The 22767-nt window shown below is 70.3% G+C and carries 8 protein-coding genes; 6 read left to right on the top strand and 2 right to left on the bottom strand.

What is annotated here, in order from left to right; genetic code table 11:
• Positions 1-6 precede the first annotated feature (6 nt).
• Together AB0E07_RS07665 and AB0E07_RS07660 are read right to left on the bottom strand one after the other, a co-directional pair.
• Positions 7-9429, bottom strand: a complete 9423-nt coding sequence (locus tag AB0E07_RS07665; protein ID WP_362247420.1) for a hypothetical protein — start codon at positions 9427-9429, stop codon at positions 7-9.
• Between the two features lie 71 nt (positions 9430-9500).
• Positions 9501-12251: a CHAT domain-containing protein gene (locus AB0E07_RS07660; protein ID WP_362247419.1), complete on the bottom strand. Its 2751-nt coding sequence runs from the start codon at positions 12249-12251 to the stop codon at positions 9501-9503.
• Positions 12252-12377: 126 nt separating this feature from the next.
• On the opposite strand from AB0E07_RS07660, the gene AB0E07_RS07655 reads away from it, so the two are divergent.
• The 6 genes from AB0E07_RS07655 to AB0E07_RS07630 all read left to right on the top strand — a co-directional run bounded on the left by AB0E07_RS07655 (position 12378) and on the right by AB0E07_RS07630 (position 22701).
• The gene (locus AB0E07_RS07655; protein ID WP_362247418.1) at positions 12378-12851 is read left to right on the top strand and encodes a hypothetical protein; all 474 of its coding nucleotides are present in this window, start codon (positions 12378-12380) and stop codon (positions 12849-12851) included.
• 93 nt (positions 12852-12944) lie between these two features.
• Positions 12945-13739: a DUF6338 family protein gene (locus tag AB0E07_RS07650; RefSeq protein ID WP_362247417.1), complete on the top strand. Its 795-nt coding sequence runs from the start codon at positions 12945-12947 to the stop codon at positions 13737-13739.
• 340 nt (positions 13740-14079) lie between these two features.
• Entirely contained in the window at positions 14080-15834 is a 1755-nt protein-coding gene (locus tag AB0E07_RS07645; RefSeq protein WP_362247416.1) for a hypothetical protein, read from the top strand.
• Positions 15828-18842: an AAA domain-containing protein gene (locus AB0E07_RS07640; protein WP_362247415.1), complete on the top strand. Its 3015-nt coding sequence runs from the start codon at positions 15828-15830 to the stop codon at positions 18840-18842. The genes AB0E07_RS07645 and AB0E07_RS07640 overlap by 7 nt, the downstream gene beginning before the upstream one ends.
• Entirely contained in the window at positions 18839-20035 is a 1197-nt protein-coding gene (locus AB0E07_RS07635) for a hypothetical protein (protein WP_362247414.1), read from the top strand. Before AB0E07_RS07640 ends, AB0E07_RS07635 begins: the two co-directional genes overlap by 4 nt.
• Positions 20036-20445: 410 nt before the next feature.
• Positions 20446-22701 (top strand): vWA domain-containing protein, encoded by a 2256-nt coding sequence (locus AB0E07_RS07630; protein ID WP_362247413.1) that lies wholly within the window; start codon positions 20446-20448, stop codon positions 22699-22701.
• Positions 22702-22767: the final 66 nt, after the last annotated feature.

Raw genomic sequence — 22767 nt, 5'->3', positions numbered from 1 at the left:
ATCTGGTCATCTGTTGATTTCGGCAAGGACAAGCCCGGCGAGCCGTCGCTGTGGCGACGGCGCGGGACAGGGGAGAGGCAGGAGTGGTATCGGGGTCTCCAGCGCGCCCAGCAGGGTGGTGTGCAACAGCAGGTACTGCTCCGTGTCGAGTTTGGCCTGGGCAGTCGCCTCGCCCTCCGGCGGGTGAAGGGACCGGCCAAGGGCTCCGAGCCGGGACAGGAGATCGGCACCTCCCGCCAGGTCCTCGCCCGGCGGGAGAGCCCCCACCGCGGCGAGCACGGCGCGGGCGACAGGCGCGTCCCTGTGTTCGCCTGCGCGGCCGTCGGTCTGGCCCAGCACCCCATTTCCGTAGGAACGAGCCGTGTGCAACTGGTCGTCGTCCATTTCGGCGGGGAACTGCAGTCGCGCCAGGCGTGGGTCTCTGCTCACCCTGTCCAGTGAGGCCCAGGAACGCACCAGTGGCTCCACATGGAGGGATCGCGTCGCGCGCAGTCCCAGCTGGTGAGCGAGCAGAACCGCGCCCCGCGCATGCAGGGGACTGGATCGGCCGTGTCTCTCCAGCAGCAACGTCACAGCCAGGACTTCCGTGAGCTCCAGATCCAGATGCCCGGCGAATGCCTCCTGATCGGATGTCAGGTGGAACGCGCTCGTCCCGTGATCAGCCAGCCAGCGCTTCAACGCGTCATCGGTCTCGGGCGTAAGCGGCTCGTTCTGCGTCGTCGATCGGTGGGCGGCGGACACGACCTTTTCGCCGACAGTTGCCGGCGGCCGACTGAGCCACGCTTCGCGGAGCGAGCTCTGCCGTTCGGCCGCGTCCCTGGCGAACTTCTCGGCGAGGCGCTGCGGCAGGTCGACTCGGTGTCGTCGGCGACCGACCGTCACGAATCCGACCACGCCCTGGCTGGACACGGTGTCCAGCTGTTCCACCTCGCAGTTGATCGACTCTCCTGTTCGGACTCCGCCCTTCATACGCACGGCACGAAGCTGCACCAGAACCTCGGTGGGCAGAATGCGCGCCACCATCGGTTGCAGGCCGTCCCTAGGGGGCAGTTTCCGCTCCACGACCGGGGTGACCCTGAGCCGTGCCCCCAGGTGCAGACCGCGTCGGGTCCGCTCCACATCACGCACCTCCAGCGCCGACACTGTGCCGTCTTCCAAGAGGCGAACGCGCGTCGTCACTCCCGTGTCGCCCTCGCCGAACGCGTCGCGCAGTTCCTCGGCCCTCGGGTCCATCAGCCACGATGCCCGTTCTGCGGGCATCCAATGCCAGCGGCGATCGTGTTCCGCCTCCAGAAGCAGACCGCTCGGGCGGTCCTCCGGTCCCAGTACCCCTCGGCACATGACCTGTACCTCGTCGGAGAAGGGCGACGGTGAAGAGAATCTCCTCAGACCGACGTGCAGTACTGGGCCGGAGTCCGGCTCCGCGCCGTGCTCGGAGGAGGCAGTACGACACCACAGACGACCCGCCGGTTGACGGCAGAGGAACAGGGCAGCCTCCACGGCCGATTCCTCGGGCAGCCCCGGAACCACAGTGCTCATGGACAGCACGTGGAGTGCTCCGCCCATACGGACGACCAGCCCGCCGTCAACCGCGGCGAGCGCGGAGCAGTGCATCGTTGCCCGTTCCGGCATCGTCCCGTCCGGCTGGAGCCTCCGCGACACCGTCACTGAGTCTTCGCCCCAGTGCTCGACGGTCACTGGCAGTGCGCCGATCTGCTCCAGCAACGCGCATGGTTCCTCACCGAGGAGGCGTGACAGCCACTCGCTGCCCGGCCACCCCTCTGCTGCCACACTCAACTCGACGTGCCGGTGCGGCAATCCCAGGAGCGTCGGCGTGCCATCCACGTGCAGGCCCAGCAGGGCGCAGTCTCCGGTTTCCGGGCCGGTGTCCGCGGCGGGGGCGAGCGTGTTGGTGGCGCAGTCCAAGACCACGCACTTGGCTTCGTGCAGCATGCCTCCGGGTTCAAAGCAGGTGGCCGTGTCGGCCAGAGGGTAGGAACAGCCAAAGTGACCGGCGCCCAGTGCGACCCCGTCCTGGCCGCTGATCCGGCCGACGGGTAGCCATACCCTGCTCTTCTGACCGGCGGACCATGCGCCGCGGGCGCCGGGCCGCCAGTCGAGCAGCCGAAGGCGGCGGGGTGCGGCCCGCCCGCCCCGGACGACTTCCAGGCATACCTCGTCCCCTTGGCCGAACCGGTCCCACGCCAGATCGTCCATCGGGTGGTCGGTCGGTCCCGTAACCAGATGACGGTTCACCTCGATGATCCGGCCGGGCGCCAACTCCAGGTACAGACCGATGGCCGTGCCGTGCCTGTTCCGGGCCGGTCCGGCCACGGTGTACCAAGTAGGACCACCGGTCCCCCGTGGTGACTCCGTCAGCGTGGTGGCCGGCAGCACGAAGTCCTTCAGGCGTTCGGATGGGTAGCGCAGCGTCCAGGGGTGGCCGCCCTCTTGGTGGAACAGGGCCGGAGTCCACGGTGCGCGGGAAGCCCGACCTTGGTGTGTCCCACTGGTCTCCGTGTCCTCGTACTGTTCCCGCTGCCCCCATCGCTTGCGCATCTCATCAGCCGTGCCGTCGGCGAAACCGAGCTGTGCCCAAGGGACGGGGAACGGCCCCAGAGCGTTGTTTCCCTGGATGGGCAGGGGCCTCAGGGCCGCCTCAGGGCTTCGGGTGTCGACCGTCGCGGCCGATACCCGAACGCCGGCGGCGGATCTCCCATCGGGGGACACGGCTTGCACGCCGTTCCTGCGGGAGACCAGGACGGCGATTTGGGGATTCGGCGCCTTCCGTCGCAGGCGGCCCGCGAGGTCTCCCAGGACGCGGAAGTCGAGGGAGGGCAGGCCGTCGACGGTGCAGCCGTCACCGGCGGAGACCGAATGTGTGGCCGTGGCGCGCACGAGCGCCGCACGCCCGCTCAGGACGAAGGTGTGGTCCGGGCGCTGTGCCTCGTGCACGAGCAATTCACTGTCCCGCGTGGTCAGCCGCACGATCGCGCCCCGGCGCGCGAACTTCCTGGACTTCGGCGGCAGTCGGAAGACGACGCCGGGCACTACCTCGACCTTTGTCTGTCCCTGGTCGGCGACCACGGCGAGCACCGAGCCCGCCAGCTTCACGGCGCTGACGAGGGTCCGCGGGTCCCTGGCGGGTGCGGAGGTCAGTTTGCCCCGCCAGGTACCGGCCCCCTCGTCCCAGCTCACCTCGACCAGGAAGACGTCCCCGCTGTACCGGAGGGCCCTGTCGCTCTCGTTGTCGAGCTTGTCGTTGTAGATCCGGCGGAGCAGGTAGGGCCGTACGGAGAAGTCGCGCGGGCTGACACGCACGGTCAGAGGCTCGGCGCCTGGAGGCTGTCGTACCGAGCCGGGAAGTTTCAGGGTGAGGCAGAGCCCTTCGGCGTCGTGTTCAATCCGGTCGGCAACCATGAACAGGCGGCTGTTTGAGTGGCCCCCGGCGTTCTCGGGCCCCGCGAATCTGGGTTCCACGTAATGGAAGACCCGCTTTCTGCCCTCGCTGGGGAAGTACGCGCCGTGTTCGAAGCGGGCCAGCACGCACAACTCCGTCGCGGCGGCACTGTCCCCGAGTAAGCGCAGCACCCGGGAGACGTCGTCCGGGGCGAGCCGCGCGGCGATCCGCCGGTCCTCGAACTGGTCGCTGTCGGGCCGTGAGCCGAGCCGTGTCAGCCTCACTCGCTCGACTCGCACCGTGCCCGAACCGGGATCGGCGATGACGGTGATCTGGTGAACGAGACCGTGGTCCGCCGCCTCACGGGCGGCACGCGTTCCCGCCTGGATACCGATGTCCCCCTGCCCGAAGTCCACCGTGACACGACCTGTCCCGGCGTCCCTGTCGAACGTCACGCGCTTCAACCGGTCACCGTGGAAGAGGGGAAACTCCTCACCGCAAGGTTTTCCCTCGTAGGTGACTTCGTCGTGCCCTAGCACGACCGTGTGGCCCAGACCCCACTCGAACCGCCACTTGTTCTCCCCGTTCTCCTCCATGGCACCCACGTAGTGGAGCCAGGGGCGCAGGTAGCACGTACTCCGGCCCTTGCGAGTCGCCGTCCCCTCGAAGTGATCGGCGAACTCGGCAACGTCGAGTGGTGGCGCGAGGCGTGTCGAGGCTCTCAGCCCACCCTCGTGCTCGACGATCAGTGCCCTGACACCGTCGGTCGAGTAGCTGACGGCATCGACGAAGGGACCGTCGTCCGGGTGCACCGGAATACGGTGACCGGACACACGGAACTGACCGTTCTCAAGGCTGCCCGTCTCGGTCACAGGCTCCCCGGCCTCGATCGCGGCTCGCCACTCCTGCTCCCGGTTCCGCGGCCGACCGGGGGTCCTCCCTGCGGTGGCTCCGGTCAGTGGGCCAACATCGAAACTCCGCCGGAGTCCGATCAGTTCCACACCCTTCGGTCCGGGTGCGGGACGGGTGGAGACGATCTCGAAATGCGTACCCGTCACGGGAACCCGCCCTGCCGTCACACCCTTCCCGTCCGGCACCCTGGGCAGGGTGCCCACCACGTTGGATGCGCCGATCACGGCCAGTGCCAGAACCCCGTCAGATCGGCCGGACTCCGTACCCAGGAAGGCCCGCAGCGTGCCCCGAACCGGTGAATGCTCGGGTGGAGACGGGGCGATGACGACGTCGGCGCTGCCGGGCCGGGCGTACAGCATGGACTCCCGGTCGCCGCCGCGGTCGACAAGGCCCATCGACTGCCAGTTCCCGCCGGAAGGTGCCGTGGGGTGTGGTTCCTGGCTGACCCGGTAAAGGGGAACCCCGTACACGCGCCGCGGCGTGAAGTGCCAGCCCTGATCGATGGACGTGCCCAAGAACGTCGCGCCGGTCTCAAAGACGGGGTGGCAGAACGCACCTGCGGGCACCGAGCAGCGACGCGGTACGTCGCCCCGCGCACGTAGCCATACCCCGTAGGAGTCGATCCTGCCGTCGGGCCTCCGGATCAACTCGACAACGACCCCTTCCAGCTCAACGCCCGCAAGGGTCGTCGCGCCGAACAGTGCGCGCAGGTCCCGGTCCGGGACCGGCGTGGAGGCCGGCTCCTGGGGCCTGCGCGAGACGGAAACCCTCTTGATCCGCACCTCCAGGCCGTCACCAGGCAATTCCTCGAAGAGCAGACCAGCGCGCTCCAACTGGACCGGGAAGCCCTCACCGGCCGAGGCGCTGATCGTTCCGCCCGTCTTAAGTCCCGGGCTGCACATCGACTGAACCGGGAAGACGTCCTGCGGGCCGACCCGCCAGAACTCATCAAAGCGTTCGCCGGCGGGGTCGTCATGGGCGTCACTCAGTCGTTGCACACGCAGGAGCCGCCCAGTCACCGTTGCCCGGCGAGCAGACACCTCGTTCCAGGGAACCGGCTCGAACGGCCGAGCAGCACCTTCGCCGGCCTCCACACCCTCGACATCCACCTCGGGCGGGAAACACGCGTCCTTCGGATAGCCGGGAAGGTCGTCGACTCTGACCTTCCAGGTGCCCTCACCCATCAAGGCCCGCCACGGCCGCGCTTCAGGATCTTCGAAGAGCCTCAGCCAATCCACGTTGCGGGTGTCCCTGGAGTCGCCCGAAGCAAGGGCCGGCCACTTGGCGTCCGCCCCCCGGGGCGGATCCGGGAGCAATTCCAGCCGTGGATTGGCCAGCCCCTTGCCTAAGCCCGCGTAGACGAGCATTCCCTGCGCCGGTTCCTCGACCCGCCCCGCCCCGTCGCCCCCGGCGGCGGTGTCCGCGCCTCGCATCGGAGGAGTCAGTTTCTCCACCAATCGCTGTGGGTCCTGCCAGTCCTGCGGCCAAAGCAGGTACGTGCGTCCTGCGTCGGTCGAGAAGCGCCATGCTCCGCACTCCTCGGGTCGGTCCGCCCCTCCCTGGCCCGCGTACACCAGCACCGTCGCCCGCGTGCCGTCCGGCCCCTCGTACGGCAGGTCGTCCGCGACGAGTTCGGTCAGCGTCCGGTCGACCGGCAGCCACCGCTGTACCGCCGCGGCCCAACGTGCGGGGGTGACAGTGGAGGAGGAAGGCAGCGGGTCCCGCACTGCCACCACCTGTGAGAGGTCGAGTTCCCAGTGCAGGGCGGTGTGCGGGTCCTTGTCGAGCACGTTGCCGGCTACCCCGTCCACCGTCACTCGGAGTGCGCCGTTGTCGTACTCCACCCGGGCCTCGCGGACCTCGCCGTCGCGCGGATCCGCGCGCCCCGCCCGGTAGGCCGTGTCACCGTTGGCCTGCCGCCAGACCTGCAGAGGTTCGTCCCAAACCACCTGCACGACACATGGGTCCCCGACGGCGAGGCTTCCCTCGACGGCGGCACTCAGAGGTATACCCGTGCCCCAGTTGATTCGTGCTCCGGCATCCGAACGGCCGAGCGAGCAGACCATACCGAACACGCTCCGGGGCGCTGGTTTCGTCCGCCACTGCTCAAGCAGCCGATGTCGTTCTTCCGGCGACAGCGGGCCGAGATCATCGGCCTTGGTGCCGTTCTTTCCTCGCCCGGCCTGCCAAGGCCCGAGATCCGACCACGACTCCCCTGTTCGATGCCGGAATCCCTGCGCGACGACCAGTCTGTGGTCCTTCTCGGTGTCGGTCCGCCGGCCCGGCAGGCTCAGAGCCTGCTGCTCCCAGGCTCTGAGGAAGGTCCTGCCCAGGGTCTGGCGGGGGCTGGAGGTAAGTTTTTCGATGGCCGCCACGGCGACGAACGCGCGGATCTGCGCGTCGATCTCGGCACGTGCACGTCGTTTACCGAGGGCCTCCCAGGGAGCCGTGGTCGGCTCCGGGGCCCGTTGCGTGTGCCACTGGCGGCGGCGCACTGCTTCGAGTGCCCGTACCCGGAGCCGGTTCATGCCCTCAGGCGGCAGTGGACGTGCCCCGTCACCCTCGGGGCGCAACGCCTCAGCTCCCAGAAGGCGTTGGTAGTAGCGCGGTGCGTCCGCGCTGAAGGCCACGATGCTGTCGACGACCACCTCCAGGACTCCACGGACACGGTCCTGGGCGTCCACGCCTCGATCCGGTGTCGCAAACATGTCGAGTGCCACGCCACGGATGAAACGGCCCAGGTGCCTTCTGTCATTGACGCCGGACATCAGCCGCCGCCACGAGCTAATCCACTTCTCACCGTCACGGATCGCGGCCGGGTCCTCCGCGTTCAGCAGAGCGGCCACCCTGAGTGTCTGAACCGTCAGCGGCGCGGGGCCGACCGCGGCGAAGAGCTCCTCGAACGGCGCAGCGTGGTGTCGCCATGTCTCCGGGTCATAGGGGTCGGGTACGAGCCGTTCGATCGACTCCTGCAGGCGCTGCCATTCGGCAGCCGGATAGGGGTCGGCCACGAGCAGGTCATTCGTTTCCAAGCCCGGCATCACCGGCGTACCCGTCTCATCGACATGTCTCGACAGCCGGGACATCCAGTCCCGATCGATCTCGTCGAAGGTGGTCGGGACGGCCTTCGACGTGAAGTGCTCTCGTAGCGCGCGCACGAACGGTTTTGTGGAGCCGTGTTTGATCGGCGGCGTCTTTTTGCCTCTTTCTCTGTCTTTGTTCACCTCCTTCTCGTGTTCGTCCCTGTCAAGCACGAGAAGCCGCTCGGCTGCCGTCATCAACACCCTGCGCGCGTGGGAAGCACTGCCGTCGAACCAGCCCGGTCCGTCAGCCGCGTCGGTTCCGGTGTGCCGGGCAGCGGCCGAGGACTCGTGGATCCAGTCCCGGGCACCGTTGAGAGCAGGACGTGAGAAGAGCAGATACCACTGCTCCTTCTGCTTCTTCCTCTGCTGCTGAGGCCGGCTGGGCTTCGGTTGCCGAGCCGTCAGCTCCGGCGGTCCGTTCATGGCGCCGGGCCCGCTGATCAGGAAGTCCGCGAACAGGGCGACGGGGATTTCAGCGTAGAGGCCACGCCCGGCTCGTCCCAACGTGCGATCCGCATGCCAGACGAGCGCCGCGACGCGCGTGTCCACAGTCAGGTTGTCCGGGCGTGACTGGGTCGACAGGGCCTTGAGAAAGGAGATGCAGGGCTTGTCGGTGAACACGTCCTTGGCGTGGAACAGGAAGGCCACGGCCGGGTCGGTCGTACGCCGCCCGTCGAGTGCCAGGGTGGGCACACCGGCTTCCCGCAGCAGCCCTACGGCCACCGGGACGAGAGCTGCGACGCGCAGCACGTCGAAAGCGTTCCAGCCCTTGTACCACGACCGGCTGAACCCCCTCTCGTCCGGCCTCGATGTCTCCCGGCTGACGTAGAAGTGATTCCCGTTCCGCCACAGCCACGGAGAACACACCGTGTACGGAGGAGCGCCGCTCGGATCGTCGTAGCTGGTGACCGAGGGCGTGCTGTCGTGCGGGTAGTCCTTCCGCACCGTCGCGCTGATCCAGTCGATGGCTGCCTGACGCTCGGAGTCGGTCGCCCCGGCGGAGGGCAGGACGGCGAGCGCGTCATCGGGCAGGGTTCTCTTCTCGTGCCTGGCGGGTGCGCCCCACCAGCGTGCCGCCGCTTCAAGAGCCGGCGCCGACGCGCTCTCGGCGAACCATTCCCAGAGGACCAGTTGCCACAGGGCGGTACGCACATGAAGTTCGGGGATGTCCTTCGAGGTGTCGCCGAGCAGGTTCGACATGGTCTGTCGCCGCTCTCTGGAGGGCTCCCCCGCCCAGCCACGGAGCAGCAGCCCGGTCGCCAGTTCGTTCTCGATCCGCCTCGCGAAGTCGTTCTGGTTGTCGGCGGATGGGACAAACCACGATCGGGCGGTGGCGGTCAGTAGATCGGGTTCAAGATCGGCTGAGTTCCCTCCGGCGCGTCGGAGGGCCGCTCGAACCTCGTCACCCGCCTCTTGGGGAGAGACGGACAGCAGGGCGCCGGCTGCCAGCATTAGGGGAAGTCGTCCCAGGCGGTTGGCCAGGGCATCCGCCACGACCTCGGGGCGGTCGTCTCCCACGCAGTCCGCCGAGGCGTCCGCCGGTTCGACTTCCGCCGCGAACGCCAACAGCGTGAGCGCGAGAATCTCGTGCGCGCTGTCGCCGATGTCCTGATAGGGCGTCGTCTCCGTACGCGTCGCGGCGGCTCGCCCCTTGCACGCACGGAGTGCTTCGGATACCCGTTTGGAGTATCCGGACGGACGGGGGATGCTCAGGGAATCGACCAGCAGTGCGCCAAGTGCCTTCCGGTCACGCCGGTTGGCAGGAGCGGCCCATTCGACGAGCCCGTTGAAGAGTTCGGTCGCAGCGGAGAGCGTGGCAATGTTCATGAAGGCTTCGCGCTGGGCTGCCGAGAGGACATACCTGAGTCCGTGAAGTCTCACGGCGTGCTCGCAGTCCGCCAACTTCTCCACAGCGGCTGTCAGCTGCTCGGAGTCGCTCTTCGGCGATCGCAGGATCTCGAGGATCTCCAGGTAGTCGGCGCTCTGCCGGATGGTGAGACCTACGGAGGAACAGAAATACCAGGCGGCGAGCACGGACTCTCCTCGTCTTCCGTCACGGGGACGGCAAGGGCGGCAAGGGCAGTGGCTGGATGGTGAGGACCATGTCAGACAGGGGCGAACAGAGGGCGGCCCGGCACGAAGAGTGCGCGAAGGTCCGCTCCGGCGGAGACCAAATCACCTTCGTGTTCGGCTCGTTGCTTGTGGAAGCCGATGGCGCGGCGCCTCCACCCCGCCTCCTGGAGCAGCTGCCGCGCGGATGCCTCCTCCAGAGGACGGGTCGCGAGAGCCGCCCAGCCTGCGGGGGTCAGCTCCTCCGCGAGGGTCAGCCGGTCGATGGGGATCGTTGAACCAATGCCGGTCCGCAGCGCGGTCGCCGCCGCTGCAAGTGTGTCTAGGCGGAGCAGGAATCTCAGATCGGCTTCATTTCGGATGGCGTCGGCCTGTTCGCCGGGAGCGGAGCGCAGGTAGCTGAGGACCAGACGCAGGTCGGGGGCGACCAGGAAGTCCCAGTCCGGGTGGGGCACGGCCCGCGCGGGGTCGGGATCACGTCGGAGCAGGCCGAGGGCCACCCGGGTCCGGACGGACTCGGGGAAGAGGTCGAGGGGAAGCCGAAGGGGGTTGATCGGTCGGGCCGCCCTGGCGGGACCACCGGAGGCGGTGCGGAGTCCTTCCGCTGCATCCAGCCAGATGTCCAGATGGTCGTCGCGGACAGCAGCCGCGGCCAGGGAGGCGTAGCGCGCCTCGCCGTCCCGGTCGTCCCGTGCGAGGACCCGCACCAATGCCTCGACATCGGCCGGTGGCCCCTTGTGGAAGTACTTCGCCAGCCAACCGGCTTCGTCCCGTGTGGACATCCGCTTTGCGGCCAGCTTCTCCACCTTCTCTCTCGCCTGGGCCTCTCGTGGGTCCTCGGGTTGCCCGGATGCCTCCTGCTCCAGCATTTCGTCGAACGGATCGTCGGGGCTCGACGTCCCAGCGAACCGGTGCGGGCGGCTGTCCCGCGGTCCCGGTGCCGCCGAAGGCCGTCCGACGTCCCTGCGCCCGACGCGCTTCAGCACCGTGGGCTGGACAGACACATCGGTGTACATCAACCGCACCATGCGGCCGGCCTCCGCCGCGGCTCGAAGAACGGCGTCCTCGTCGGCTCCCGTGACATGCAGTACGGCCGCCGCCGCAGGCAGCAGCGCACCGATGGCCCGCACGAGGTCGACAGCGGTACGGACGTCGCTCGCCTCGTCTCGGAGTTCGCTGTGACGGCCGGCGCCCGCTCCGGAGCCCGTCGCCTCGTGGGACACCACGAACCCCAGCGAGGAGCCGTCGGGGTCGTGCTTGAGGTGCCACGACCAGTCGTACCGACTGGTCACCATGCGCGCCAGACTCCCGACGGACCGCGGCTGCTCACCACTCTCGCACCGCACCCCGTACCACTGCCGTCGTACCAACGCCCGCTCGTTGGGAGCGCTGTGTTCCCCGACGGCCGCCGAGCGTCCCAGCGGTCTCGTGACCGCTCTGAGCGGGCCGTACTCGATGTTCTGGAGTTCACTGACGAGGTCGGTTCCGGGGCGATCGGCCAGCACGCCGCGGAACGGACCTCTGTCGAGCCCCCACAACACGTCGAGTCGGTACGGTCGGCTGTCCCAGGAGAACAGATCTCTCTCCTCCTCGATCCGTACGGGGAAGGCCCTCAGTTCAGGTGACCCGGCAGCAGGTGCTCGCGGTCGGATTCGAACGTGGGGAGGGCATTCGGAGGTGTAGAGAACGGGAAGCCATCCACCAGTCGTGATACCGCCCCGGGCACGAGCCAACGCGTTCTCCACCGATTCCCCTTCACTCAGTCCGAGCAGGAACTCCCTGGTCAGATCTGCCGCCACGCTGTCGGCCACCGGGCCACGGATTCCAATGACCCAGGGCACTCCGCCGTCGACGAGTGCCCCTGCCACGCTGTTCCAGCCGTTATAGGCACCCTCGCGGCTCACGCCCTGTTCGGTGGCGGTGTCGCAGGCGGCGAGCAGGGCGATCTGTACGCCTGCGTCACGAAGCAACGGGGCTAGGTCATCGGGAGGCATCACTGTCGGATTCTCGCGGCCCCGCGCACCGGCGATCACGATGCCGCCGGTCGTCCCGTGGCCCCCGAAGCAGAACACCGTGGCAGGCGGACGGAGTTCGTCGCAGAGGGTGTCGTTCTTGATGGGGTCGGCCGATACCACGACCTCGTGGCCACGAGCGTCGATCTTCTTGGCCACATCCTCAAGGCTCTGCCGCGAAAGATGCTTCGGGGCGTTCGCGCTGCGCACGGGAAGCCCGTATCGGTTCTCCGGGTCGGAGATGTCCAGCGCAGTGCACAGGATTACGGTGCCGACCGGGTCGGAGGGCGGCCCGGCCTGCGGTGGCCGGGATCTCGGGACGGGGCGCCTGACAACGGAAAGCGCAGAGTGCCGGAACAGGAACTCACGGTCCTTGATGCCGCCCCCGCCGTTCAGGTCCACGCGGCTCACCTCCCAGGGCACCGCGGCCAGTTCCGCGTCATCGGTCTCGATGCACAACCGGATCCCGTCGCTTCCCTGCCCGGCGTCTGACAGGGCTGATCGGAAGAGGTCACCGACCGCCCCCGGAAGCAGCGCCCGGCCCATGCGAAGCGCGATGGTGGACTCCGTGGACGCCAGGCGGGTGAAATCCGCAGCGAGACTCTGTGCGTCGACGACAGAAACGGACTGGTCCCTCACCCACGTTCCGTGCTCCACTGCGCAGACGTCGAAGCGGACCGACGCCGCGTCGTCCCTCTTCACCAGACGAACTGTGAAGTCCCGGTACTCACAAGGCCTGGTGTACCCGATCACTGTGCTCCCCGCCCTGGCCAAGACCCGCCTTCACCTGGCGATGGCCAAGGCGGGACCCAAGTTCGTCTTTCACGTTACATACCGATGAACGGGTTCGTACGGAAAAGGCGCTTCTTGCCGGCACCAACGCTGACACGATGACCGGACGTGCTGATCCAGTCCCACCCGGAGGTGCAAGCAGCCGTGTGTCCCAACCCTTTCGATGCCCGGGATCTGATCTTTCCCGGACCGTCGCGCACCGTCAGCGACGCGCAGGTCCGAGCCGCCGTTCACGGCCTTGGGTGGCCTGAACTCTCTGGTGAAACCCGTGCCGCTCTAGCCGAGTTCTATGGTGGCTCCGGCGACCTCGACGACGAAGACTTCGACGAGCAGCTTGAGGGGATCGTCGACAGCCACGAAGATCTCCAGCGCCTTGTGCAGCGCTATGAACTCAACGACCAGACCAGGACGGACCCAAGAGGCGTCGATCTGCCGGTGGTGGGTGATCCGGGAAATGGCGAGGTTCCCGATCCGTTCGCGACGCCCGACGCGGCACTTCTGCGGCAGCCCGCATCCGAAGGCCACGGGACGGCGCTGCCCACCGGGGCAAGTGATTCGAACGCCTCCGACGGGAGAGGCTGATACACGGGCCGGCCGCTGCGACCGGCCCGTAGGTGCTGGCCCGCGAGATTGACACAGGGGCAGAACGAGCGAAAAGGGTGGGGTTCTCCAACGATGCCGTCCAGCATGCTCGCCTTGGTTGTACTGCTCGTGTCTGCCGCACCCGGATACCTCTACGTCCGCATCGTGGAGGTTCGGCGCCCCCGACGCCGACGCAGTTCGCTCCTCGAACTCGTGGACCTGGTCTGTGTGGGGGCCCTGGGCAGCGCCGTGGCCGCGCTGGCAGTGTTGCTGCTGGCCCCGTACTGGCCCGCACTGCTACCGCTGGAAGGCCTGCTGGAGGGCACTGGCTATCTGATCCGCCATCCTTGGCAGGCCGTCTGGTCCGCCGTCCTTGCCTTCGCGGTCAGCGTGTTGTGTGCGCTGACCGCGGCTTTCGCTGTTGCTCGCCGCGGGCACCCGGAGGTGCGCCACACCCCTACCTCCCCGATGCGCAGGGTCGTGGGGATGACACCAGCGGGGCACTCCCTGTGGCTGGCTGTCCAGTTGGCCGACGGCCGGTTGTGGGAGGGATTCCTGCTCAGCCTGGACGGTGAGCGGGAGTCGCTCGGTGAAGGTGACCTCGTCCTTCAGGGGCCGCTCGCCGTGACCGTTCCTGGACAGGGCCGGCACCATCACCCGGCGCGGTTCGTGGCCCTGCCCGGTTCCCAGATCGTCCTGGCCTACGGCCTCTACATGATTCCTCCGGCACGTACCTCCGTACCTCCCGAGGCCCCGCCCGGGGCGACCGCCCCGCCGTCGGTTTCGTTCCCCCCTTCCCCGCAGTCCGGACCGCAGGCACACGCTGCGCCCCAAGTTCCTCCCGCGCCTTCGCCGGACCCGTCACACGGGCAGGGAGGAACTGCCTGAGGTGCTACGGCCTGCCCAAGGGCCGGGTATGGAACACACCCAGCTCGACGTCAAGGCCGCCGCAGATCCTGAAGACTTGGCTCCTGGATATCCAGCCGTCACCAGCAAGGACCTTGGCCGCGCAGCGAGCCTAATCGAGCGGCGTCAACGTTGCGGCAGGCGACCGGAGATCACCTGCAACATCGAGAACCCCGTCTGCTCAACGCGCGAAACGGCACGTTAAGAGAATTCCGCCCTGCCCCTCCCCGGCCGTCGATAAAGTGACCGTGCTTTCGACGGAAAAGCACCGGGGGGAACAGTGCGAGATTCGCGAACGTCAGTTCACAAGGGCGGGACCGTCGTGGTGCTCACCGCGCTGGACGTGGAATTCAAAGCGGTGGAGAGCCAGTTGGGCGGGTGCCGCAGGGGGCCGAAGGACGACATCGGCACGGCCTACCGGATGGGCTGGGTCGACGGCACTCCCTGGCAGGTGGCCCTCGCGGAGATCGGACCGGGGAACCACGGCGCCGCCGTCGTGGCGGCCAAGGCGGTGCAACTGTTCGGACCGCGGATGGTGATGTTCGTCGGGGTGGCAGGCGCCCTCAAGAACAGCATCGCGCTGGGGGACGTCGTGGTGGCCACCAAGGTGTACGCCATCCACGGCGGCAAGGAGGAGGACGGGGGCTTCCGGGCACGGCCGGAGGCCTGGCCGTTGGCCCACGACCTGAGCCAACTCGCCGTGGAGACCCGCCGGGGCGACTGGGCCGGGGCCCTGGGCACACCGGCACCCGAGGTCCACCTCAAACCGGTGGCCGCCGGCGAGGTCGTGCTGAACAGTGCCTCCGCCACACTGCGCGACCAGCTCCGCGATCACTACGAGGACGCCGTCGCCATCGAGATGGAGAGCGCCGGGATGGCGCGGGCGGTGCAGATGGCCGGGGCCTGTCCCGTGACCGTCCGCGGCATCAGCGACAAGGCGGACGGGCGCAAGCACCTCGCGGACCGGCGCGGTGGCCAGACCACGGCAGCGCGGCATGCCGCGGCGTTCGCGATCGGCATGATCCGGGAGCTGGACGGCCAGGGTCCCGGGCGGGACCACGCCCCACCGGACGCCGCTACCGTCCGCCCCGCCGTCCCCCGCCCCGCCCATCGGGCACCCCGACCGCCGCGCCGGGACACCTGGTCCCCCGGTGAGGTCGTGGACGTGGCCGGGGCCGACTACCTGTTGCAGGACGAGGGGCCCGCGTACCGCTCCCCCGCCGACGGCCCGGTCCAGGAGTTCCGCGCCCGCGCCCTGCGGGTGGGCCCCGCCGAGGCACGCGGCCGGCAGCGATTCGTCTGGCTCCGCCGCGTCGACGTCCTGGACGGTCACAGCGAGTCCGCGCGGGCGGCGCTGTCCGCCCTGCGCCAGGAGCACGACCTGCTCGGCGAACTGGCCCCGCGGCCCGGACTGCCCGCGGCCGGCGTCCACCGCGCCCTGGGGCCGCGCGGCGCGCTCCTGTCGCTGCCCTGGCCGGTCGCCGGACGCAAGGCGATCGGGGCGGCGCCGACCCTCACCGAGGCGTACGGGCGGTCGGATCCGCTTCCCGGGAGTGTCCTGTACCGCGTCCTGCCCGCCTTCGCCGACCTGGCGGACACCCTCGACGTCCTGCACGGCGCGGGGTTCGCCCACCGCTGCCTGGAGCCGGACGCGGTGCTGCTCGTCGACGGTGCCACCCTGCGCCTGAGAGACCTCGGGCTGGCGTTCCGGCCGGCGGTTCCCGGTGAGGGGCCCGCGGCGCACCGCGCTCCCGAGCAGTGGCACGGGACCTTCCGCTCCCACCTGGTGGGCGCGGCCACGGACGTCCGTCAACTCGCCTCGCTGGTCTACTGGTTGGTCAGCGGTGTGACGCCGGACACCGGAGCCGCCCTGCCCGTGCGCGCGTACGTGACGGCCACGCCCCCGAGCCTGGAGCGTGTGCTGGCCGCGGCACTCGATCCGGACCCGTCGGCACGTCCCACCGGGCCGGAACTGGCCGAGGGGCTCCGCGGGAGCGCGGCCGATCTGCGGCCCGAGGTCCGTCATGTCCGTACGGACGCCTCCGGGATGGCGGCCGGAGGCGCACCGGCATGCTGACCCGTACCGTCGCCCTGCCGGGTCCCGTGGTCCTCGTCCCGACCGACTCCGTGGATGCCGAGTTCAGCCGTCTGCACCGTACGCGGACCCGCCTGCCCCACAGCGTCGAGGATCTGACCGGGGAGTTCCGTGAACGCGGCGCGGTACCGGCCGTGTTCGACGACCGCCGGGGCCGGCGCCGGCTCCTGGTGTACGGGCGCGGCTTCCTCGCCGTGCTGGATCCCGACACGGGACCCGGCACCCGACCCGGCACCGGTACGGGCACACCTTCGGGCGCGCGTCCAGGCGCCGGTTCGAGCCGCTGCTACCGGGTGATCGACGTGCGGCCGCTGCACTTCAAGGACCACCACACCCTGGCCCAGGGCTGCCTGTTGCTGAAACCCACGGCCTGGATCCCCCGCTACACCTCCCGCGCGCTCCCGGAGGACGCCGACGCCCACTGGGAGACGCTCACCGAGCAGTGGGAGGCACTGCGCAAGGAGGTGGCGCGCCGCAAAGGGGCCTCGCCGCCGGACGAGAGCGAGCAACGGCTGCTCGGCACCCTCCAGCGCGTGGTCGACAAGGAGTTCGCCCTCCAGCGCGATCAGGTGGCCGCCGCTGCGCCGTTCGTGTACCGAGCCGTGAGCCCCGCGGCCGAACGACGGCTGACCAGTCGGTCGGTGTACGTCTTCGACCTGCACGGCCGGGGCGCGCCCGTGCCCGACGAGGTGGTGCAGGTGCGTGGTCGGCCGCAGCTGCGCGGTCAGGTGGTGGCCGTCGGCCCCGACGCGCGGGTCACGGTGGCCTTCGACCGTGCCGTCGACTGGGCTCTGGTGCCCCAACAGGGGGAGCTGGAACGGGTCGCCAACAGCACCGTCCACAAACGCCGTTCCGAGGCCCTTGGCGCCCTGCGGGAGGGCACCGCCCGCAATCCCATGCTGCTGTCGGTGCTGGCCGGGACCCGCGCCCCGCGTACGGGCCGGGCCCGCGGCAACCCCGTCGAGCCGCTGGACGACTGGCAGCGGGCCGCCTTCGGCACCGCGCTCGCCACCGAGGACCTGTCCGTCGTCATCGGCCCGCCCGGCACCGGAAAGACCAGGGTGATCACCGAGGTGGTGCGCGCGGTGGCCCGGGAGGAGGGCCGTGCCGGACGCGTCCTGGTCACGGCGCACAGCAACGCGGCCGTGGACAACGTGCTGAGTAGGCTCGGCGAGGACCTGCTGGTCGTGCGGGTCGGCCACGAGGGCAGGGTGTCGGAGGCGGCCCGCCCGTACCTGCTCCACACCCGCGCCACCACACTGCGCCAGGGCATCCTCGACCGCGTCGGGGCCCGGCTGGGCGACCACGACGACGGCCGGGCCGCGGAATGGGTGCGGGCCCTGGACGACTCGCTGGAGCGGCTGGCGTCCGCGGTGCGGGACCGGGAGGCGGCCCGTGCGGCGCACCGCACGGCGATCCGCGCGGTCGCAGGCCCGGAGCAGGGCCGGGTGGACCGCCTCGCGGAACGCCTGACCCGCGCCCGGCGCCGACAGGCGCGCCTCACCCGCCGTCATGCCGCCCTGACGGACCGCCGGAACAGGTGCCGGGACGCCCGAGGCAGGCCGGTGATCGTGCCGGGCCGGCTGCGGCTGTGGTGGTGGACGCGGCTGCTGACCCGCACGACGACGGCTCTGGAGACGCAGAAGGGCGTGACGGTCCGCGCGGACGCCGCCCGGCGCGCGGCGCAGGAGGCGCTGGAGGCGGCGACCCGCGACGATCCGGCGGTGCGGCCCCGGTGCGAGGCCCTGCGGGCAGCCGACGAGGAGTGCCGGGCACTGCGCGAGGACGCCTTCAACCGGGCCCGGCACTGTCGCAGGCTGCTGGCCCCCGTCGCCGCGGGGCCGCCGCTCGTGGAACCGGTGCCCGACGGGCCGGAGCCGCCCGACGACCGGCCGCTCGCGGAGTTCGCCCGCTGGGCGCGGCAGGCGGCACCGCTGCTGGGCGCCCGCCGCGAACTGCTCGCGCAGTGGCACGACGACGTCTCGGCCGCCACCGACCAGCTCCACGCCGAGCTGATCCGCTACGCCCACGTCGTCGGCGCGACCAGCACCGGCGCGGCAGGGCCCGCGCTGCTCACCGGGATCGAGTTCGACCTCGCCGTCGTCGACGAGGCCGGGCAGATCACCACCGCGGACGCGCTGGTCCCGCTGGTGCGGGCACGGCGCGGCCTGCTCGTGGGCGACCACCGGCAGCTGCCCCCGTTCCAGGACGACGGCGTCCTGCGATGGGCGCGGGCCCAGCGCGGGCCCGAGGCCGCCGAACTGGTCGGGACGAGTGTCCTCGAACGCGTCCAGGGACGTCTGCCCGGCCACGCGGTGGCCTGTCTGTGGGAACAGCGGCGCATGCCCAGGGAGGTGGCCGACTTCTGTTCCCGGGCGTTCTACGAAGGACGGCTCGTCACTCCGGCCCGGCGCCGTCCGGTGCGCTCCCGGCTGTTCCGCAGCCCTCTCGTCCTGATCGACACCTCGGACCTGCCGATCGGCGACCGCGGCGAGAGCCCGCCGCCCCGCACCGCGGACGGCACCCGGGGCTGGGTGAACGCCCGAGAGGCCGAACTGCTCGCGCACCTCGCCGAGGACTACGCCGAGCACGAGGAGGAATGGGCGGTCATCGTGCCCTACCGCGCCCAGGCCGCGCTGGTCCGCTCACGGCTGTCCCCTCCGACGGCCGGACGCGGTGACGTGGCGACCGTGGACTCCTTCCAGGGCGGCGAACGGGACGTCGTCCTCTACGGGTTCACCCGGAGCAACTCCTCCGGCGAGGTGGGCTTCCTGGACGAACTCCGGCGTGCCAATGTGGCGTTCACCCGGGCGAGACAGCAACTCGTGCTGGTCGGGGACCTGGACACGCTCACCCGGGCCGCGGACCCCGCCTTCCGCGGCCTCGCCCGCGCCCTGCGCCAACACGTCGCCGAGCAGGGGCGGATCGTGCCCAGCCGGGATCTCGGCACCTTCCTCCCGCGGGCGCGGGTCCTGGAGGCCGGGCGATGAACCCACGGACCGCGGCGCTGGGATTCGACCCCGCCAAAGCAGCCGAGCACGCCGCCTTCACGCTCAAGGCCGTGCCCCTGTCGGCGCACACCGTGATGTTTCCCGTCTGGCGCGTCGAGGTGCGGGCGACCGTCACCGAGGCACAGCCGTACCAGCTCATCGACCACTACCTGATCCGGTGCGTCGCCGAGGCCGGGCTCACCGGATCCGCGGAACTCGCCGACTTCCTCTCCCTCGACCCGGCGCTCGTCCGGCAGGCGCTGGCCTTCCTGCGCGTGGTCGGTCATATCGAGGGCGAGGACGGCTCCCTGGCGCTCAGCCCGCTCGGCAGGCGGTCGCTGAAGGAGGGGACCCTCTACACGGTCGAACTGGACGACCGGCGGGTGCTGCGCTTCGACGGCTGTTCCCACGCCCCGCTGACCGGGGCCTACTACGAGCGGACGGCCGGCGGCCCGGCCGGATCGGCGCGGCGGTACGAGGCCGCGATCCCCCTGCTGTGCCACGAGGGGGAGTTCCGCCGGGAAGCGGTGGCGGAACTGGCCGCTCTCCCGGACCGCGAGCGGTACAACCTGCCCGCGGCCATCGAGTGCGACGCGGTGCTCGGCTGGGAGGCGGAGTACGTACCCGTGTGCGTCGTGCCCGTCGCGGGCGGGCCGGACGGGGCCCGGTACGTGCTCTGCCCGCGTCCGCTGCGCGGCGAGCACGACCCCGGGCTGGCCCGCGCGCTGGAGACCTCGGCCTCCTGTCTGAGCGCCCTGGAGGCGGCGCACGAGGAGGCGCGGTCGAACTTCGCCGAGGAGTCCGGCCGCTGGCTGAGCTGCCTGCGCCTGTCCGACTGTCAGCCGCGCCGGTCCAACGGCGGTCCGCACCGGGTGGGACTGCCCGAGGACGCCTTCCGGACCTCGGGCGAACGGCCGCCGCCCGCGATGGGGTCGCTGGTCGTCCTGCCCAGTGGGGGCCTGTTCCAGGTGTGGTGCGAGGACGTACGCGCACGGCGCCGGGAACTGCTGCGCCAGGTCGAGGTGTTCCTCGGCGCCTCGCGCAAGCCGACGGCCGTACGGGCGCGGCTGGATCTGCTCGGGGCCCAGCTGGAGCCGGGGCCGCTCGACGACGAAGCGCTCTGCGCCTTGGCCGTCGCGGAAGGAAGCCGAGCGTTGGCTGACCGTTTGCGCCTCATCCTGACCAAGAGCTGACCGCGGCCTGCCGCGCGAAGGGGCGCCTTCGCGCGAACAGGGAAAACCGTGGGACGGATTTGGCGCAACGGCATCGCCTGGCGGCGCAGGCGCTCACGCTGTGGCGATCGAATGCGATCACGAGCGATCACAATGGGCCCACTGGAATTCATCCGCGATTCTTTCAGAGCGGCATCGGGCATTTTTCAAACAATGTCGCCGAAATACAACATGGCGATCGGCCAATGAAATTAAAGTGATCGCCACACGAGCCGCCCCTGGGGAGAGGGCGTCATCTTGTGGACAGCGGCCCGAGGCCGCGCGTACCGGCAGGACACGCGGCCTTTCCGGAAGGACCACCCGGAAGGCCCGGCTCACGAGGGAGGCCTCGGTTCGAGGCCGTGGGGAGCACAGCAAGAGTGAGAACGACCATGAGCCGGCCGGCGCTCCGACGCCTGGCCGCACTTCTCGTCGGGGTGGTCCTGGCCACCGCGGAAATGTCGGGAACCGTGGGGGCGGCACCTCCGGCGGCGCCCGCACCGGGCAGCACCGCGGCCGACAAACCGGTGGACTACGTCGTCGCCGTCGACCAGTCGGGCAGCCTCAGGGAAGGGGAGATCGACAGGGAGCGCGAGGCGGTCAACGCCATCGCCATGGGCGAGCCGTCCAACGACTCGACGATGGAGGTGCTCGGCTTCGCCAGCGCCGAGAAGGTCGGGCAGACGGCCGTCGACAAGGTCTGCCCCACCCGGCCGCTCGACACGGTCGGCCGGGAGAAGATCGCCGAGTGCGCGGCGCGCCTGCGGCAGCGCGAGGAGACCGAGGGCGCGGGGACGGACTTCATCGAAGTGGTGCGCCAGGCGGTCGCCGACCTCGGTGCCCGCCCCGCCGGCACCCCGCGCGTGCTGTTCCTGCTGACCGACGGCATCCTCGATGTCGACGACAGCCTGAAGTACAAGGATCTCGACCCCAAGAGCGCCGAGGAAGCCGCGCAGGCCGACCTCGACGACGTTCTCGCCGCCGCGGCCGACGCCCAGGTGCAGATCTGGCCCCTCGGCTTCGGTGACGCCAGCGAGGGCGCGCTGCGGAGGATGGCCGCCGCCGGATACCAGGCCGGCTGCACCAGCATCCCGGGAGCACGCCCGCAGGCTCGGGTCGTACAGGGGGACAACCTCGACGCGGAGCTGCAGAGCACCTTCGCCACCGCCCGCTGCCTCTACCACGAGGAGGGCGACGAAGGGCGGCCGCCCGGCGACCTGACGGTCCGTATCTCGCCGCTCGCCACCGAGGGAACCATCGTCGTCTCCAAGGGAGACCCCGCCGTCACCGCGTCCTACTACACGCCCGACGGCCGCGAGATCAAGCCCGCCGACAGCGACGAGGACTCGACCTACACGTTCTCCGGACAGGGCAGGGCCACCGAGTCGCTGCGCATCACCCGTCCCCTGGCGGGCCGTTGGACGGTCAAGCTCGACGCCCCCGAGGACCACCGCGAGCACTCCGCCTCCATCAGCGTGCTCTGGCACGGCTCGGTCCGCTCGACGATCTCGCTGAGCGCCTACTCCCCCGCACCGGGGAGCGAGGTCGACGTCTACGTGCCGATCCTCACCCGGCAGGAGACCCGGCTGGACAAGCGGGACCTGAAGGGCATCAAGGTCAGCGGAAGCCTCACCGGACAGGGCATCGCACAGCCCGTGCCGATCGGGCTCACCGACGACGGCCGCGGCGCCGACGAGACCGCCGGTGACGGACGCTTCTCCGGCACCGTCTCCGTACCGGACGGCGCGACCGGAGCGCTCACCTTCAAGTCGCGGGTGTCGGCCGTGGGCCTGGAGCCCGATCTGCGGTCCCAGCCGGCCGCCGTCTCCACGCCCAACCAGCGTCTGGAAGCGGTCCTCGCGCTCGGCGGGGCGCGGCTGCACCCCGGCGACACCCACGAGGCACGCCTCACCGTCGACAACCGGGACTCCCGCGCCCACACCGTGTCCCTCGCCTTCGCGGACACCAAGGGGGCCGGACTGCGTCTGACGCCGCAGCGGGTCACCGTGCCCGCCGGCACCGCCGGCCACCGCGTGACGGTCCGCCTGTCGGTCGGCGAGGCGGGGCAGTTGAGCTTCCCCGTCACCGACGAGGGCAGCGCGCTCGGCGGGAAGATCCTCGTCACGGACGAGAAGGGCACCGTGCTGGACGGACGGCTCCTGGACACCGTGACCGTGCGGAGCGAGCCGGACGCGCTCGACCGGTGGGGCCGCCTCGGCGCCCTCGTTCTCGCTCTCCTGGCGCTCGTCGGCGTCGTCCTCGCCTTCCTGTGGCTGCGCCGCAGGGCGGCGCGGCGGCCGCGGGGCACGCTGGTCCTGGAGGACGCCTGGGGCAGGGAACTGGCCCGTCACAGGGTCACCGCGGGACGGGAGGGCTGGTACCGGTTCGACATCGTCGACACCGAGAGCGACAGCCCCCGTATCCAGCGCTCCGACGTCGGTGCCTGGGGCATGCGCCGCAACCCCGACGGTGGCGCCGACCTGCGGATGCCGGACGGGAACGTCGAGAAGAACCTCGCTCCCGGGCAGGGGCTGCGCATCGAGGACGACCTCGTACTGAAGGCCGTCGACGAGGACGACACCGTGCCGTCCGATCCGGAGGCGCTGTGGTCCCCCTACGCGGCCGAGGCGCAGCACCCCGAACTCTGACACCACGACCCCGGCCGCCGCACGGCACGGTGCACCGCACCGGTGCCCGGCGGCCGGGTGTCGACC

Origin of the sequence: Streptomyces sp. NPDC048002, assembly GCF_040653275.1 — a bacterium.
Lineage (GTDB): Bacteria > Actinomycetota > Actinomycetes > Streptomycetales > Streptomycetaceae > Streptomyces.
Note: the sequence above shows the minus strand (reverse complement) of the source record. Positions and strands in the feature narration are given on the sequence as shown.